Source organism: Streptomyces sp. NPDC003284 (assembly GCF_053589675.1).
Genome location: NZ_JBSFSI010000001.1, coordinates 143,845 through 158,904, shown reverse-complemented (window position 1 = coordinate 158,904; position 15,060 = coordinate 143,845). Strand labels below are relative to the sequence as shown.

Below are 15,060 nucleotides of genomic sequence, written 5' to 3'. Positions count from 1 at the left end.
CCGATGAGCAGGCCGCGTTCGCGGGCCGCCTCCAGCACGGCGGCGGCCGCCCGCGGGTCGGCCTCGTCGGTGCCGGGTCTGACCAGTTCGACGCCGATCATGAGTCCGCGGCCGCGCACCTCGCGTACGCCGGGCAGCCGGGCGGCGACGGCCCGCAGCCGTTCGATGAGCAGGCCGCCGACCCGGCGCGCGTTGCCCTGGAGGTCGTGATCGAGCAGGTGGTTGAGGTTGGCGAGGCCCGCGGCCATGGTGATCTGGGTGCCGCCGAAGGTGGAGATGCTGTGGGCGTCCAGGCAGTTCATGATCTCGGCGCGGGCGATCACCCCGCCGATGGACATGCCGTTGCCGATGCCCTTGGCGAAGGTGACGAGGTCCGGCGGTCCGCTGCGGCCGTGCGCCTGCCAGCCCCAGAAGTGGTCGCCGGTGCGGCCCCAGCCGGTCTGCACCTCGTCGGCGATCCACAGGACGCCGTGCTCCGCGAGGACCTCGCGGAAGGCCGCGTACAGGCCGTCGGGCGGGGAGGTGAAGCCGCCGACGCCCTGGATCGGTTCGGCGATGAGCGCGGCGGGCGGCCGGGTGTGGCCGAGGAGGTCCCTGAGGTCCTCGACGCAGGCCGCGACGAACCCGGCGTCGTCCAGGTGGGCGAAGGGCCCGCGGGTGCGGACGCCGCCGTGGACGTAGAGCGTCTGGAGCGGGGAGAGGGAGCTGGGCGACCAGGAGCGGTTGCCGGTGACGCCGATCGCGCTGAAGGAGCGGCCGTGGTAGCTGTTGCGCATGGCCAGGACCGTGTTGCTGCGCCGGTGGGTGGTGGCCAGCAGCAGCGCGGTGTCGTTGGCCTCGGTGCCGGAGGTGGTGAAGAACACCCGGGCGTCCGGGATGCCGCTCAACTGGGCGATGCGTTCGGCCAGTTCGACCATGGGCCGGTTGAGGTAGAGGGTCGAGGAGTGCACGATCCTGGCGGCCTGCTCACTCACCGCCTTGGTGACCTCGGGCAGCGCGTGGGCGGTCATGGTGGTCAGGATCCCGCCGAAGAAGTCCAGGTAGCGGCGGCCTGCCGCGTCCCAGACGTACCGGCCCTCGCCGTGGGTGATCTCCAGCGGGTCCTCGTAGTAGAGGGAGAGCCAGTCGGGCAGGACGGCCCGGTGACGGTCGTAGAGGTCGTTCACGGCGTCCCTCCTCGTACGCCCGGCCCGCGGGGCCGGGGAGGCGATCGGGTCACTGCGCGGCGGACGTGACGCGGGAGAGTCCTCTACGCACGTAGAACGGACCCGGGGGCACGAACGTAAGCCCCTTGGCGCCCCTTGCCAAGACCATCGCCGTGAACCGGCGGAGTCGATCGTGTTTCACACTCCGCCGGGTGAGTCCGCGGCGCCCCGCCGGTCCGGGAGGGCGCGCTCACACCCGGGCGGGCACGCACCGGCCCACCAGTTCGTCCATGGACAGGCCCAGGGCGTGCGCCAGGGCGGCGACCGTGAAGAACGCCGGGGTCGGCGCCCGGCCGGTCTCGATCTTGCGCAGGGTCTCGGCCGAGATGCCCGCGCTCGCCGCGACCTCGGCCATGCTGCGGCTGCCGCGCGCCTCGCGCAGCAGCCGCCCGAGACGCTCGCCGCGCTCGTGCTCTTCCGGGGTGAGAGGGGTGCGCACCATGACGCCATCCTAGCGCGTCGACCGGTATAGAAATACCGGTATAGTAATTGGCATGGTGGAACTGAAGACAGACACATCGATCGACGCCATGCACGAGACCGGCCAGGTCGTCGCGCGCGGACTCACCGCCGCCCGCGAGGCCGCCGCGGTGGGGGTCTCCCTGCTGGAGCTGAACGAGGTCGCGCACGACGTGCTGCGCGAGGCCGGGGCGGCCTCGCCCTTCCTCGGCTACCGGCCCTCCTTCGCCCCGACCCCCTTCCCCGCGGTGCTCTGCGTCTCGGTGAACGACGCGATCGTGCACGGCGTCCCGACCCGCTACCTGCTGCGCGACGGCGACCTGGTCTCCCTGGACTTCGGCGCCCACCTGGGCGGCTGGGCGGGCGACTCCGCGCTCAGCTTCACCGTCGGCCGGGCGCGTCCCGCCGACACCCTGCTGATCGAGACCGCCGAGCGGGCCCTGGCCGCCGGAATCGGCGCGGCCGTCGTCGGCAACCGCGTCGGCGACATCGCCCACGCCATCGGCACCGTGTGCCGTGCGGCGGGCTACGGCATCCCGCAGGACTTCGGCGGCCACGGCGTGGGCCGCCACATGCACGAGGACCCCGGCGTCCCCAACGAGGGCCGCCCCGGACGCGGCATGCCGCTGCGCCACGGCATGGTCCTCGCCATCGAGCCCATGCTGATCGGCGGCGGCACCGACGGCTACCACCCGGCCCCCGACGGCTGGACCCTGTGCACGGACGACGGCTCCCGTGCCGCGCACGTCGAGCACACGGTCGCGATCACCGGCAGCGGCCCGCGCGTCCTCACCCAGCGGTAGCCCGGCGCCCCGGGAGCCGCGCCCGACCGTGCCCGACCGCGCCCGACCGTGCCCGCCCCGCGCTCGACGTGCCCGGACAAATGGGACGTGTCATCGTGGCATGACCGCATCCCATCCGGTTACCCGGCGAAAGCCACCCGTCAGCGAAGGAACGGAAAGCGATGACCAGCGGCTTCGTCGGCCCGGAGGGCGAGGACGACCCCTTCGGCGAATTCTTCGCCCGGTTCTTCGGCGGCACCCGCCCCGGGCCCCGGCACGTCGACATCGGCAGGCTCCTCAGCCGGCCGGCCCGGGAACTCGTCAAGGGCGCGGCCCAGTACGCCGCCGACCACGGCAGCCGGGACCTGGACACCGAGCACCTGCTGCGCGCGGCGCTCGCCACCGAACCCACCCGCTCCCTGCTCAGCAGGTCGGGCGCGGACCCGGACTCGCTCGCCACCCAGATCGACGAGCGGTCCGGGCCCGTGCAGAACCCACCGGGCGACGCCTCCCCGCCCCCCGCGCTGTCCCTCACCCCGGCCGTCAAACGGGCCCTGCTGGACGCCCACGACATGGCACGGGCCGGCGGCGCGGGCTACATCGGCCCGGAGCACGTGCTCAGCGCGCTGGCCGCCAATCCCGACTCGGCGGCCGGGCACATCCTGAACGCGGCCCGCTTCGCCGCCTCGGGCCTGCCGCCCGAGCAGCCGGACACCGCGGCGGCGCCGGGAGCGGAGCGGCAGCGGCCCACCGGCACGCCCACCCTGGACAAGTACGGCCGCGATCTCACCGAGCTGGCCCGGCAGGGCCGGGTCGACCCGGTGATCGGACGGGACCAGGAGATCGAGCAGACCGTCGAGGTGCTGTCCCGGCGCGGGAAGAACAACCCCGTGCTGATCGGGGACGCGGGCGTCGGCAAGACGGCCATCGTCGAGGGGCTCGCCCAGCGCATCGCCGACGGCGACGTGCCCGACATCCTGCTCGGCCGCCGGGTGGTGGCCCTGGACCTGACGGGCGTGGTCGCCGGCACCCGCTACCGCGGCGACTTCGAGGAGCGCCTGAACACCATCGTCACCGAGATCCGCACCCACTCCGACCAGTTGATCGTCTTCATCGACGAACTGCACACCGTGGTCGGCGCGGGCGGCGGCGGCGAGGGCGGCTCCCTGGACGCGGGCAACATCCTCAAGCCCGCCCTGGCCCGCGGCGAGCTGCACATCGTGGGCGCCACCACCCTGGAGGAGTACCGGCGCATCGAGAAGGACGCGGCGCTGGCCCGCCGCTTCCAGCCCATCCTGGTCCCGGAGCCGACCCCGGCGGACGCCCTCGAGATCCTGCGCGGGCTGCGCGACCGCTACGAGGCCCACCACCAGGTCCGCTACACCGACGAGGCCCTGGTGGCGGCCGTGGAGCTGTCCGACCGCTATCTGACCGACCGGCGGCTGCCGGACAAGGCCATCGACCTGATCGACCAGGCGGGCGCGCGGGTACGGCTGCGGGCCCGCACCAAGGGCACGGACGTACGGGCCCTGGAGCGCGAAGCGGAACAGCTCGCCTGCGACAAGGACCAGGCCGTCGCGGACGAGCAGTACGAGCGGGCCACCGAGCTGCGCGACCGCATCGGGGAGCTGAAGCGGCGCATCGCCGAGGCGGGCGGCGGCGAGGAGGCCGACGAGGGCCAGCACCTGGAGGTGACCGCCGAGGCCGTCGCCGAGGTGGTGTCCCGGCAGACCGGCATCCCGGTCAGCAGCCTCACCCAGGAGGAGAAGGAGCGCCTGCTCGGCCTGGAGGAGCATCTGCACCGGCGGGTGGTCGGCCAGGACGAGGCGGTCGCCGTGGTCTCCGAGGCCGTACTGCGCTCCCGTGCCGGGCTCGCCAGCCCCGACCGGCCGATCGGCAGCTTCCTGTTCCTCGGCCCGACCGGCGTCGGCAAGACCGAACTGGCCCGCGCTCTGGCCGAGGCGCTGTTCGGCAGCGAGGACCGCATGGTCCGCCTCGACATGAGCGAGTACCAGGAACGGCACACCGTCAGCCGCCTGGTGGGCGCCCCGCCCGGCTACGTCGGCCATGAGGAGGCCGGGCAGCTCACCGAGGTGGTGCGCCGTCACCCGTACTCGCTGCTGCTGCTCGACGAGGTGGAGAAGGCGCACCCGGACGTCTTCAACATCCTGCTCCAGGTGCTCGACGACGGGCGGCTGACCGACTCCCAGGGCCGCACGGTGGACTTCACCAACACCGTCATCGTGATGACCAGCAACCTCGGTTCGGAGGCCATCACCCGGCGCGGCGCGGGGATCGGGTTCGGCGCGGGCGGGGCGGAGGCCGACGAGGAGGCGCGGCGCGAGCAGATCCTGCGCCCGCTGCGCGAGCACTTCCGGCCCGAGTTCCTGAACCGCATCGACGAGATCGTCGTCTTCCGGCAGCTCAGCGCCGAGCAGTTGCGGCAGATCACCGATCTGCTGCTGGAGCGCACCCGGCGGCTGCTGCACGCCCAGGGCGTGGCCGTGGAGTTCACGGACGGGGCCGTCGAGTGGCTGGCGCGGCGCGGCCATCAGCCGGAGTACGGGGCGCGGCCGCTGCGCCGGACCATCCAGCGCGAGGTCGACAACCGGCTGTCCCGGCTGCTGCTGGACGGGCGGCTCGGCGAGGGCGGCCGGGTCACGGTGGACGTCGAGGACGACCGCCTCGCCTTCCGCACCGAGAACGGGGAGGCCGGGGACCGGGAAGCGGTCCCCGCCCCCGCCGAGTGACGGAGCCCGGCGCACGCGCAGGGGCCCCGGACGGTGAACTGCCGTCCGGGGCCCCCGCGTCGGGTGTGTTCCGGTGGCCTGCCGGTCCGGGCGGGCGGCGGCCTCCGGCCTACCGGTCCGGGTGGACGACCATCGCCGAGCCGCCGCCCCTGCGCACCTTCTCCGCCGCCGCCAGCCACCTGCCGTCCGGCAGGCGCTGCACCCCGGTGGCCGCGCCGATCTCCGGGTTGAGCTTGAAGGAGTGGCCGATCGCCTCCAGTTGCTTCCTCGACGGGCTGTCGTAGAGGGCGGGTTCGAGTTCGGTCTGCGCCGCGTTGCGCTGGCTGGCGCGGGGCGCGGCGATCGCGTCGACCAGCGGCAGATGCCGGTCGAGGAACCCGGTGAGGGTCTGGAGCACGGTGGTGATGATGGTCGCGCCGCCGGGTGAACCCACCGCCGCCACCGGCCGGTTGGCGCCGTCCAGCACGATCGTCGGCGCGATGGAGGAGCGCGGCCGCTTGCCGGGGCCGGGCAGGTTCGGGTCGTGCACCGCCGGATTGGCGGGCGTGAAGGAGAAGTCGGTCAGTTCGTTGTTGAGCAGGAAGCCCCGGCCGGGGACGGTGATGCCGCTGCCGCCGGTCTGCTCGATGGTGAGCGTGTAGGAGACCACGTTGCCCCACCGGTCGGCGGTGGTCAGATGGGTGGTGTTCTCGCCCTCGTAGGTGGTGGACGCGGCGGTGCCGCCGGTGCCGCAGGCGGCGGGCCGGGCCGGGTCGCCGGGCGCGAGCGGGCTGGTGAGGACGGCGTCGTCCTTGATCAGGCAGGCCCGGGAGTCGGCGAACCGCTGGGAGAGCAGCCCGGCGGTGGGGACCTTCTCGAAGGCGGGGTCGCCGACCCAGCGCCCGCGGTCGGCGAAGGCGATCCGGCTCGCCTCGATGAAGTGGTGCAGGTACTGGACCTCGCTCGCCCCGGACAGCTTCGTGTTCTCCAGGATGTTCAGCGCCTCGCCGACGGTGGTGCCGCCGGAGGAGGAGGGCGCGATGGAGTACACGTTCAGGCCCCGGTAGGACGTGCGCGTCGGGGCCTGGAGCTTGGCGCGGTAGACCGCGAGGTCCTTCTCGGTGAGCTTGCCGGGCCGGGCGTTCCGGCCCGAGGCGGGATCGACGGGCGGGTGCTCGACCGTGCGGACGATCTCGTCCGCGAGGGCGCCGTGGTAGAGCGCGCCGACGCCCTTGCGGGCCAGTTCCGCGTAGGTGCGGGCGAGGTCGGGGTTCTTCAGGACCGAGCCGACGGCGGGGAGTTCGCCCTTCGGCAGGAACAGCTTCGCGGTGTCCGGGAAGGCCCGGAAACGGGTCTCGTTGGCGGCCGTCTGCGAGCGGAAGGTGTCGTCGACGGTGAAGCCGTCGCGGGCCAGCCGCTCGGCGGGCCCGAGCACCGTACCGAGCCGCTTGCTGCCCCACTCGTCCAGGGCCTTCTGCCAGGTGGCGGCCGTGCCGGGGGTGCCGACACTCAGCCCGCTGGTGACGGCGTCGTCGAAGGAGAGCGGCTTGCCGTTCTCCTTGAACAGGTCCTCGTCGGCGCTGAGCGGCGCGGTCTCGCGGCCGTCGATCGTGTGCACCGTGCGGGTCCTGGCGTCGTAGTAGACGAAGTAGCCGCCTCCGCCGATGCCGGACGAGTAGGGCTCGGTGACGCCGAGGGCGGCGGCGGTCGCCACGGCCGCGTCGACCGCGTTGCCGCCCTTCTTCAGCACCTCGATGCCGGCCGCGGTGGCGTCGGCGTCGACACTGGCCACGGCGCCGCCGCGGCCGACGGCGACGGGCACCTTCTTCCCTGCCGTCCCGGCCGGTGCCGGGCCCGTGTCCGGGTGCGCGGCGGGCGGCGCCGCCGCCCCCACCGACACCACGGCCGCACAGACCGCGAGAACCGACAGCTTCCGTGTTCCTGGGCGACGCATCCGCACCTCCAGTCAGAGACCGTCCGTGCAGCCTATGGCATTGCCATGATCGCGTCAGGACCGTCTCGAACACAGTACCGTCCGAGCCGCTAGCATGCGCGGCCATGAACGACGACGTGCGCAACATCGTCCTGGGCGTGGTCGCGGCGGGCGTCAGCGCCGCGCTCGGCTGGCTGGCCCGTACGTTCCTGTGGCGGCGCGGGCTCCGCCGCAAGCAGGCGTTCTTCGGGCTGCCCGACAACTCCGAGTCGCTGCTGGTCGTCAACCGCGACCCGGCCGCGAGCGAACCGGCCGTCCACCGCTTCGACGTCTTCGCGCTGCTCGAACTGTCCGCGCTGATCAAGGAGTGCGGCGCGCACCTCCAGGTGGTCACCCAGGACGCGGTCCATCAGGGGGTGGGCGAGCGCACGGAGTTCTGCGTGGGCGGGCCCGCCTCCAATCGCCGGATGCTGGCTCACATGGCGGCCATGCTCCCCGGGGTCCGCGTCAACATCGACCCGGAACCGGGCCCGGACCGGGGCGCCTTCCAGATCGGCACCGAGCGCTACCGGATGGACCCGGGCGTCACGGAGCATGTGCTGCTGGCCAGGCTCGTCCCGGGCGAGGGCCGCGAGGCACGGCCCGTGTTCCTCTTCTGCGGCCAGCGCGCCATCGACAACCAGGCCGCGACCCGCTACCTGGCCCGCCACCACGAACGGCTCGCCCGCAAGTACGGCACGCGCCCCTTCGTGCTGCTGCTGAAGGTGGTCAGCTCCCAGTCCTACGGCCCCGATGTGGTCGAGCTCGTCGCGGACGTGACCCGCGCGGCCCAGGCGCCGCTGCCGGCCCCGGCCGATCCCGCCGCGAGCACAACCCGCCCGGCGGCCAGCTGACCTCCTTCTCGCCTGCGGACGGTGCGGAGTGGCTGTCCGTACCGCCGCGCGAGCAGTGATCTCCGGCTGCCGCCGGCCGGGTATGGCTCTGTGGACCGCTGCCCCCTGAGACGGTCGCGAACGCCATATCGTAGTCGAGGTTCGGCGCGATGGGCCCGCCGACGTGGAGGAAGGGCCCCGGGCGGCGGCGCCTGGGCGGCCCGGATCCGGCTTTGCGACGGTTGCAGCAATCGCCGTCCGGCGCCCGGTTCCGCCCGCTCGGCTGCCCGGTCTCAGCCCTCCGCCACCTCCGCGTACAGCTGGGACAGTTCCGGTACGCCCTCCTCGGCCCAGGTGTGCCCGGCCTCCACCACGACGATCTCCCGGCCGGAGGCCAGCCGTACGACGGGGTGGCCGTTCGGCCACAACTCCCAGACGGCGCCGGGCACGGTGCGCACGATGACCGTGCCCAGATAGAGCCCGGCGTCGATGCCCAGCCACGACACCGTCTCGGCGTCGTCCCGCCAGCGCGGCAGCAGCTGGTCCAGCGCCTCCAGGGAGGCGGGCGACTCGTCGAGCCGGACACCGGACGCGGCCACCAGGGCGCGCAACTGTTCGCAGGTGGAAAAGAGAGCGGCGAGATCCTCCGGGGCCGGGGGTCCCTCCCCGGCCGTGACCACCGTGACGCCGACGGCCGTCGCGTGCCGCTTGTGCCAGTTGCCCGTGAAGCGGAAACCCATGCACCCAGCGTGGCACCGCGGCCACCGTCCGCGCCACAGGCCGGCACGGACGGCGCGTCCCGGGTGCCGCCGGTCCGCCGCGGCGCCGGGTCCGCGGCCGTGCCTCCGCCCCCGCGCGCCGCCTCGGCCCGGGGCTACACGTCCAGGTCGACCACCACGGGCGCGTGGTCCGAGGCGCCCTTGCCCTTGCGCTCCTCACGGTCGACGTAGGAGTCGGTGACCGCCTTGGCGAAGGGCTCGTTGCCGTAGACCAGGTCGATGCGCATGCCGCGGTTCTTCGGGAAGCAGAGCTGGCGGTAGTCCCAGTACGTGTACGGGTGGTCGTACTTCAGGGGCCGGGGCACCACGTCGGACAGGCCCGCCTCGCTCAGGGAGGCGAGGGCGGCGCGCTCGGCGGGGGTGACGTGGGTGGCGCCCTCGAAGGCCGCGCGGTCGTAGACGTCGTCGTCGGTGGGCGCGACGTTGTAGTCGCCGAGGACGGCGAAGGGGCGGCCGCCCGCGGCGTCGCCCGCGACGGCCGCCCGCAGCGCCTCGAACCACTGGAGCTTGTAGGCGTAGTGCGGGTGGTCGACCTCGCGGCCGTTGGGCACGTACACCGACCAGACGCGCAGCGGGCCGCAGGTCGCGGAGACGGCGCGGGGCTCCTGGACACCGTCGTAGCCCGGGTCTCCGGGCAGGCCCTTGACCACGTCGTCGAGGCCGACGCGGGAGAGCACCGCCACGCCGTTCCACCGGCCGGTGGCGTGGACCGCCGCCTCGTAGCCCAGCTCGCGCAGGGGTTCGAACGGGAACTGATCCTCGGCGATCTTGGCCTCCTGGAGGCAGAGCACGTCGGTGCCGCTGCTCTCCAGCCAGGCGAGCAGCCTGGGGAGGCGGGCGGTGATCGAGTTCACGTTCCAGGTCGCGATGCGCATGCCTCACAACCTACCCGCCACCACTGACAAGCCCGCCCGCGTCCGCTCACACGTCGGCGGAGGTCCCCGGCGTCAGCCGCAGGTGCTCGGCGCCGCCCAGGCTGCCGATCTGGTGGTCGTAGATCGGGCGGGCCAGGTCGGTCAGGAGGGCGTCGTGGATGTCGTAGGCCCGCCGCGGCTTGACCTCGCGGACGTACTCGATCACCTCGGCGATCTTGTTCCAGGGGGCCATCACGGGCAGCATCAGGGTCTCGACCGGCTGGTCGGGCACGGTCAGCGCGTCGCCCGGGTGGAAGACCTTGCCGCCGTCGATCAGATAGCCGACGTTGGTGATGCGCGGGATGTCCGGGTGGATCACGGCGTGCAGCTCGCCGTGCACCTGCACGTCGAAGCCGGCCGCGGTGAAGGTGTCCCCGTGGCCCACGGTGTGCACCCGGCCCGGGAAGGCCGCCGAGATCTGCTCCGCCACCGACCGCAGCGTCCAGATCTCGGCGCCCGGGTTCGCCTCCAGACCGGCCCGCAGCCGGTCCTCGTCGAAGTGGTCCAGGTGCTCGTGCGTGACCAGGATCGCGTCGGCGCCGACCGCGGCGTCCTCCTCGCTGAAGGTGCCCGGGTCGATGACGAGCGTCCGCCCGTCCTTCTCCAGGCGGACACAGGCGTGCGACTTCTTCGTGAGCTTCATGGCTCCCATCCTGCCGCGCGGGCCGGACGGACGGCACGTTCAAGCTGGTGCTCCTGGTGCCCGGCTGGACGATCACCGTGCTCCCCCGGCTGCCCGAGGGCCCGCGGTCACTCCGTGGGGGTGGTCTCCTCCTGTATGACCCGCTGGGCCACCCGGAAGGCGCTGCCCGCGGCGGGCATCCCGCAGTAGACCGCCGTCTGGAGCAGCACCTCCTTGATCTCGTCGGGGGTGAGGCCGTTGCGCAGCGCGGCCCGGGTGTGGGCGGCCAGGTCGTCGAGGTGGCCGCCGGCGACCAGGGCGGTGAGCGCGACACAGCTGCGGGTGCGCCGGTCGAGCCCCGGGCGGTCCCAGACACCGCCCCAGGTGCTGCGGGTCAGGAACTCCTGGAAGTCCCCGCCGAACTCGTCGGCCCGCGCCAGCTCCCGGTCGACGTGCGCGTCGCCGAGCACCTCGCGCCGGATCTTGAGCCCGGTGTCGTACGTGTCCGGCCCGCCGGCGGGCTGCGGCGGCACCGCCGCCGGGGCGATCTCGGCGATCGGCGCGCTCTGCGGGGCCTGCGCGGGCGCGGCCAGTACGGGCCTCGGCGGGGCCGCGACGATCGCCATCTGGCCGGTGCTCGACTCGAAGGCGGGCTGCCACGCCGTGGAGAAGTGCCGCACCAGCAGGTCGGTCACGGCGGCGGGCTGCTCGACCGGCACCAGATGGGAGGCGCCCGGTACGACGGCGAGCCGCGCGTCCCTGATCCCGGCGACCAGGGTGCGGGCCTCGGCGGGACCGGTCACCTGGTCCTCGGAGCCGACCAGCACCAGCGTCGGCACGCCCACCCGGCCGAGTTCGGCGCGGACGTCGAAGGAGGCCAGCGCCTCGCAGGCGGCGATGTAGCAGCCGGGGTCGGTGGTGCGCACCATCTGCACGGCCCAGTCGGTGATCGCGGGCTGGGCGGCGGCGAACCCGGTGGTGAACCAGCGGTCCGGGGAGCTGCGGGCGATGGGGTCGAGCCCATTGGTCCGGACGATCACCCCGCGCTGGCGGAACTCGTCCGCCGTGCCGAACCGGGGCGAGGCCGCGATCAGGGCGAGCGAGGCGAGCCGCTCCGGGTGCCGCAGCGCCAGCTCGACGCCGACCGCGCCGCCGAGGGCGCAGCCGGCGTAGCCGAAGCGCTGCACCCCGAGCCCTTCGAGGGTCGCCAGCAGCCGGTCGGTCAGATCCCCCACCGACCCGGCCGGATGCGCGGGCGCGCCCCCGTGCCCCGGCAGATCGAACCGGAAGACCCGCCACTGCTGCGTCAGCTCGGGCACCTGCCGGTCCCACATATGCCAGGTGGTACCGAGGGACGGCCCCAAAATCAGGACAGGAGCGTCTTCTGGCCCGTCAAAGCGGTATTGCAGCGTTTCGATCTTGGCTTCGCTCACGGGTTCACACCTTCATCTGTCATGATCTGTCACACGCTCCCTGCGAGACCTCCTCATGCCTCCGCTGCGGGAAGCAGGTCCGCCACGTCCGGCTTCACGTACCACTCACTCGTCGTCTTCACGTTCATGTGTCCGGCTCACATGGCTAGCAGGTGATCCGGCACCCCGTTGTGGGCGAGGTACGTGAGGCAAGACGCCCGAGCATCGTACAGACGGGCCCTGCGAAGACCATTTGCATCCATTGTTCTGTAGGCCCGCGTTCGAAGCTGCCGACCGTTCAACGCGCCCCCAGGTTCATCCACGAGCACATACCCGCCGCCCTCGTGCCCCTTCGCCCGCCACCGGACGTTCCCCTGCCTGCGTTGCGCAGAATGGTTCGGATGTCGGCGATGCCGAGCATGGCCGCGTCCAGATCGATGTCCGGCCACCCGCAGGCCGCAGATCTCCCCCGGACAGAGCCCCATCAGGGACAGCAACAGTGGCGCAAACAGGCGGCTGCTCTTCATCGCAGCGACGAAGGCACCCGCCTCCGAGGCGTTCCATGGCTGAAGCGTGTCGCAGAAGGCCGTGTCTCAGCAGGTCGGGGCCGGTTTCGGGCTGGCCCGGTCACGCTGCCGGGGCGAGGTTGTGCATGTGGGCGACGGCCTGGACCGCGTGGTGGAGACCATTGCCGCGTTGGCGGCAGTCGCGGGGGGTGTAGTTCTTCATGTGGGAGAAGGTGTGCTCGACATCCGCGTCCACTCCGCCGCTGTCCGCCGCTCCCTCGTGGCGCGGGCAGCGGCGGAGTGGACAGACAACTCAACTATGACGGCTCGATATGTGCTCAGACTCCCACGAAGGCAGCCGTGATCAGGCACACTACAGCGCCGACAGTGCAGACATCAGCGATCCACGACACGGTGAGTTTCTTCGTCACCTGGGCCTTTTCCGTAGCTCTCCGCCTGCGCCGCACTTGCTGCTCGATGCACTCGGCGGCACGATCCGCAGATTTCACGAAGCTGTCGATGAGCGACCCACCGAATCCCGTGCAATAGATCTCGTCTCCCTGCTGCGTGACCAAATTCAGTGTTTCTCCACCACCACCCCGCACCTCGGCGACGGCCCGGTACGGCACCGTGTAAGTGATCAACGGATTGACCACAGTCAAGGCTGAAGAGCCGAGCACAATGCGTGAGCCCATGATCCGCCGGGTGAGCGCAATGGTGAAGAAGCATGCGGCCACACCGGAAATCGGTCCACCTTTGAAGCTGTAAGTGAGACTGATGATCAGGCCTGCTGCCACCAGCCCGAAGCCAGCAGTGGCGACCCATGACAGGACCCTGAACGACGTCCTTCGCAGGATCTGTGCCTCACGACCGTTGGACAAGATGCGTGCCCTTCTGGAAGTACGTGCGTCCGCGCGCAGCAAGGGTGGGGAGCATGCCATGCTGACCCACCCTTGCTGATGCTTCGGTCAGCAGGCTCCGCCATAAGCGCCAAGGCTGGCGCTACCGGATCCGCAGAACCCCGTGTTGAAGGCCGCGTTGACACCCATGTTGCCGTATGTGGCTCCCCAGTCGATCGCACCCTTAGGGTTGTCAGCTGTCACCCAGCTCTTGGATCCTCCGCCGACGCCGCGCACCCCAGGGACCTTGGTCCGGTAAGCACGGGGGGCACGCGCGATCGCGTTGCTCCGGTAAGCAGCTCTCCAGGTTTTTGCGCCACCGGCCACTCGGCCGTAGACGGCCGCACTGCCACCGCCGACGGCAGTCCAGGCCAAATCCTTGGAGTAGGCGGCAACGTCCCAGTTTCCGTAACCGACGCCGTCTCCTAGGAACTTCGCTGTCGCGATGCCAGCACCCACCACCATGCAGGTCCCAGCTGTGGCAATAATGCACACGCCAAATCCGGCCAGAGTCGAGTAAGTCTTGATGTCTTCCCAATGGTTCCCGACCCAGCGTCCCGCCGCGGATTCCTTGGCATTTGACCAGGCATCACGCCGGTGATGTTCCCCGCGTCGTCGTAGGCGTAGGTGACGTCGTCGATGCGCTGGGGGGCGAGGTCGCGGTCGGTGGTCTGGCGGGTCAGGCGGCCGGTGAACTCGTCGTATGTCTGGGTGTTATAGAGCTTCTTGCCGAGGGTGCCGTACTCGGTGCGTACGGGGCGTGAGAAGACGTCGTGGCTGGTGGCGTTGACGAGAGTGATGAGGCCGGCGGCGGTCTTCTCCGGGAGGTTGCCCTGGCCGTAGACGGTAGCCTGGCGTTCGCTGGGCAGGTTGCCGACCGCGGGGTGCTTGATCCAGGTCTGCTGGCCTGTGTAGTCGTTGTAGCCGTAGGTCCAGTTGTAGGTGCCCGCGCTCGCGCCCGCCTCGGCCGGGATGGTGACCGTGGTGGAGGTGGGCTGGTAGGCGTCGCCCTGCTCAAGGACGCGGGTGTCACCGGAACCGGCACCTTCACCTGGTACGCCCGCGCCGAGGACGCCACCGCCAGCAGCGCTTTCAGCGCCCAGTCCCACTTCCAGTTCGACGGCACCCGGCCCAGCCGGCCGCCCACGGCCACCTCCGTCCAGTTCCCCGACGGCACCGACGGATGGCCCGAGAACACCAGCCCCGTCCACACCGCGACCCCCGCCACCGCCGGCGGATCCAAGGACGTCACATTCACCCCGGTGTCGGCCGGCTCCCACCTCCTCTACGCCCGCAGCATCGACCGCGGCAACAACGCCTCCGACCGCACCGCATACCTCTTCTACGTCAAGAGCCCCAACGTCACGGACAAGCCCGGCGACCTCAACGGCGACGGCAACAGCGACCTGTACGGAGTACGCACCGACGGAACACTCCGGCAGTACTCCGGCACCGGCAACGGCACCGTAAGTGTCTACGCCAGCGCCAGCTCCACCAACTTCAAAGGCGCCTCCATCACCCACCGCGGCGACTGGACCGGCGACGGCTACGAAGACCTCATCGCCCTCACGGGGAGCGCCGGCAGCAGAACCCTCCAGCTGTACCCCAACAACGGCTACGGATACGCCTGCACCACCAAGGGAGAGCAGGCCGACAGCGGGACCTGCACCGACGACCGCCAGGAACTGACCGTCGACGACCCCGCCGACAACCACTGGCAGAACGCCGACCAGGTCCTCGCCATCGGTGACGTCGACCACGACGGAAACGTCGACATCCTGGCCCGGGAGAAGTCCACCGGCGCGCTGTACTTCTACCCCACCGCCGTCGGCACCAGCGGCTGGGACGCCTTCCAGGCACTGAGCTGACCAGCACCGGCCGCTGTTCCGGAGTCGTGCACATCCCGCGCTGACTCAGGGCAGCGGCCAGTGGCCGGCCCGGGATTCCG

The 15,060-nt window shown here is 71.7% G+C and carries 13 protein-coding genes and 1 pseudogene; 4 read left to right on the top strand and 10 right to left on the bottom strand.

Going from position 1 to position 15,060, the window contains the following annotated elements; all coding sequences use genetic code 11:
- Positions 1–1,166: aspartate aminotransferase family protein (locus ACWDYF_RS00675; RefSeq protein WP_389464530.1), on the bottom strand; the 1,166-nt coding region annotated here is incomplete at its 3' end.
- 229 nt (positions 1,167–1,395) lie between these two features.
- Entirely contained in the window at positions 1,396–1,647 is a 252-nt protein-coding gene (locus ACWDYF_RS00670; protein ID WP_381740034.1) for a helix-turn-helix domain-containing protein, read from the bottom strand.
- 52 nt (positions 1,648–1,699) lie between these two features.
- Between ACWDYF_RS00670 and map the strand changes: the two genes are divergently transcribed.
- Together map and ACWDYF_RS00660 are read left to right on the top strand one after the other, a co-directional pair.
- Positions 1,700–2,467 carry a type I methionyl aminopeptidase gene (map, locus tag ACWDYF_RS00665; protein WP_389464532.1) on the top strand — a complete coding sequence of 256 codons (768 nt, stop codon included), beginning with the start codon at positions 1,700–1,702 and terminating at the stop codon, positions 2,465–2,467.
- A 161-nt stretch (positions 2,468–2,628) separates the two neighbouring features.
- A complete protein-coding gene (locus ACWDYF_RS00660) occupies positions 2,629–5,196 on the top strand; it encodes an ATP-dependent Clp protease ATP-binding subunit (RefSeq protein ID WP_389464533.1) in 2,568 nt (855 codons plus the stop codon).
- Positions 5,197–5,305: 109 nt separating this feature from the next.
- Here the strand turns inward: ACWDYF_RS00660 and ggt are convergent, their stop codons facing one another.
- Positions 5,306–7,129, bottom strand: a complete 1,824-nt coding sequence (ggt, locus tag ACWDYF_RS00655) for a gamma-glutamyltransferase (protein WP_389464535.1) — start codon at positions 7,127–7,129, stop codon at positions 5,306–5,308.
- Between the two features lie 104 nt (positions 7,130–7,233).
- Here ggt and ACWDYF_RS00650 point away from each other — a divergent pair, with 104 nt between their 5' ends.
- The gene (locus ACWDYF_RS00650) at positions 7,234–8,001 is read left to right on the top strand and encodes a hypothetical protein (protein ID WP_389464537.1); all 768 of its coding nucleotides are present in this window, start codon (positions 7,234–7,236) and stop codon (positions 7,999–8,001) included.
- 272 nt (positions 8,002–8,273) lie between these two features.
- On the opposite strand, the gene ACWDYF_RS00645 is transcribed toward ACWDYF_RS00650, so the two are convergent.
- The 7 genes and pseudogenes from ACWDYF_RS00645 to ACWDYF_RS00615 all read right to left on the bottom strand — a co-directional run bounded on the left by ACWDYF_RS00645 (position 8,274) and on the right by ACWDYF_RS00615 (position 14,221).
- Positions 8,274–8,720 carry a DUF6278 family protein gene (locus ACWDYF_RS00645; protein ID WP_381740025.1) on the bottom strand — a complete coding sequence of 149 codons (447 nt, stop codon included), beginning with the start codon at positions 8,718–8,720 and terminating at the stop codon, positions 8,274–8,276.
- A gap of 134 nt (positions 8,721–8,854) precedes the next feature.
- The gene (locus ACWDYF_RS00640; protein ID WP_389464539.1) at positions 8,855–9,634 is read right to left on the bottom strand and encodes an exodeoxyribonuclease III; all 780 of its coding nucleotides are present in this window, start codon (positions 9,632–9,634) and stop codon (positions 8,855–8,857) included.
- A gap of 46 nt (positions 9,635–9,680) precedes the next feature.
- Complete coding sequence (locus ACWDYF_RS00635; RefSeq protein WP_389464541.1) at positions 9,681–10,316, bottom strand: MBL fold metallo-hydrolase; 636 nt, start codon at positions 10,314–10,316, stop codon at positions 9,681–9,683.
- Between the two features lie 107 nt (positions 10,317–10,423).
- Complete coding sequence (gene pcaDC, locus ACWDYF_RS00630) at positions 10,424–11,728, bottom strand: bifunctional 3-oxoadipate enol-lactonase/4-carboxymuconolactone decarboxylase PcaDC (protein ID WP_389464543.1); 1,305 nt, start codon at positions 11,726–11,728, stop codon at positions 10,424–10,426.
- 606 nt (positions 11,729–12,334) lie between these two features.
- A pseudogene (locus ACWDYF_RS00625) lies at positions 12,335–12,469 on the bottom strand (IS5/IS1182 family transposase); the annotation flags it as partial.
- A gap of 82 nt (positions 12,470–12,551) precedes the next feature.
- Positions 12,552–13,010, bottom strand: a complete 459-nt coding sequence (locus ACWDYF_RS00620) for a hypothetical protein (RefSeq protein WP_389464545.1) — start codon at positions 13,008–13,010, stop codon at positions 12,552–12,554.
- A gap of 527 nt (positions 13,011–13,537) precedes the next feature.
- Positions 13,538–14,221, bottom strand: coding sequence for a hypothetical protein (locus ACWDYF_RS00615; RefSeq protein ID WP_389464547.1), 684 nt, complete (start codon positions 14,219–14,221; stop codon positions 13,538–13,540).
- Positions 14,222–14,374: 153 nt separating this feature from the next.
- Between ACWDYF_RS00615 and ACWDYF_RS00610 the strand changes: the two genes are divergently transcribed.
- Positions 14,375–14,980 carry an FG-GAP repeat domain-containing protein gene (locus ACWDYF_RS00610; RefSeq protein ID WP_389464548.1) on the top strand — a complete coding sequence of 202 codons (606 nt, stop codon included), beginning with the start codon at positions 14,375–14,377 and terminating at the stop codon, positions 14,978–14,980.
- Positions 14,981–15,060: the final 80 nt, after the last annotated feature.

What these genes read in the sequence shown, in the direction of transcription:
- ACWDYF_RS00670 (WP_381740034.1), bottom strand. Translation starts at nt 1,647, where the DNA reads ATGGTGCGCACCCCTCTCACCCCGGAAGAGCACGAGCGCGGCGAGCGT.
- map (WP_389464532.1), top strand. Translation starts at nt 1,700, where the DNA reads ATGGTGGAACTGAAGACAGACACATCGATCGACGCCATGCACGAGACC.
- ACWDYF_RS00660 (WP_389464533.1), top strand. Translation starts at nt 2,629, where the DNA reads ATGACCAGCGGCTTCGTCGGCCCGGAGGGCGAGGACGACCCCTTCGGC.
- ggt (WP_389464535.1), bottom strand. Translation starts at nt 7,129, where the DNA reads ATGCGTCGCCCAGGAACACGGAAGCTGTCGGTTCTCGCGGTCTGTGCG.
- ACWDYF_RS00650 (WP_389464537.1), top strand. Translation starts at nt 7,234, where the DNA reads ATGAACGACGACGTGCGCAACATCGTCCTGGGCGTGGTCGCGGCGGGC.
- ACWDYF_RS00645 (WP_381740025.1), bottom strand. Translation starts at nt 8,720, where the DNA reads ATGGGTTTCCGCTTCACGGGCAACTGGCACAAGCGGCACGCGACGGCC.
- ACWDYF_RS00640 (WP_389464539.1), bottom strand. Translation starts at nt 9,634, where the DNA reads ATGCGCATCGCGACCTGGAACGTGAACTCGATCACCGCCCGCCTCCCC.
- ACWDYF_RS00635 (WP_389464541.1), bottom strand. Translation starts at nt 10,316, where the DNA reads ATGAAGCTCACGAAGAAGTCGCACGCCTGTGTCCGCCTGGAGAAGGAC.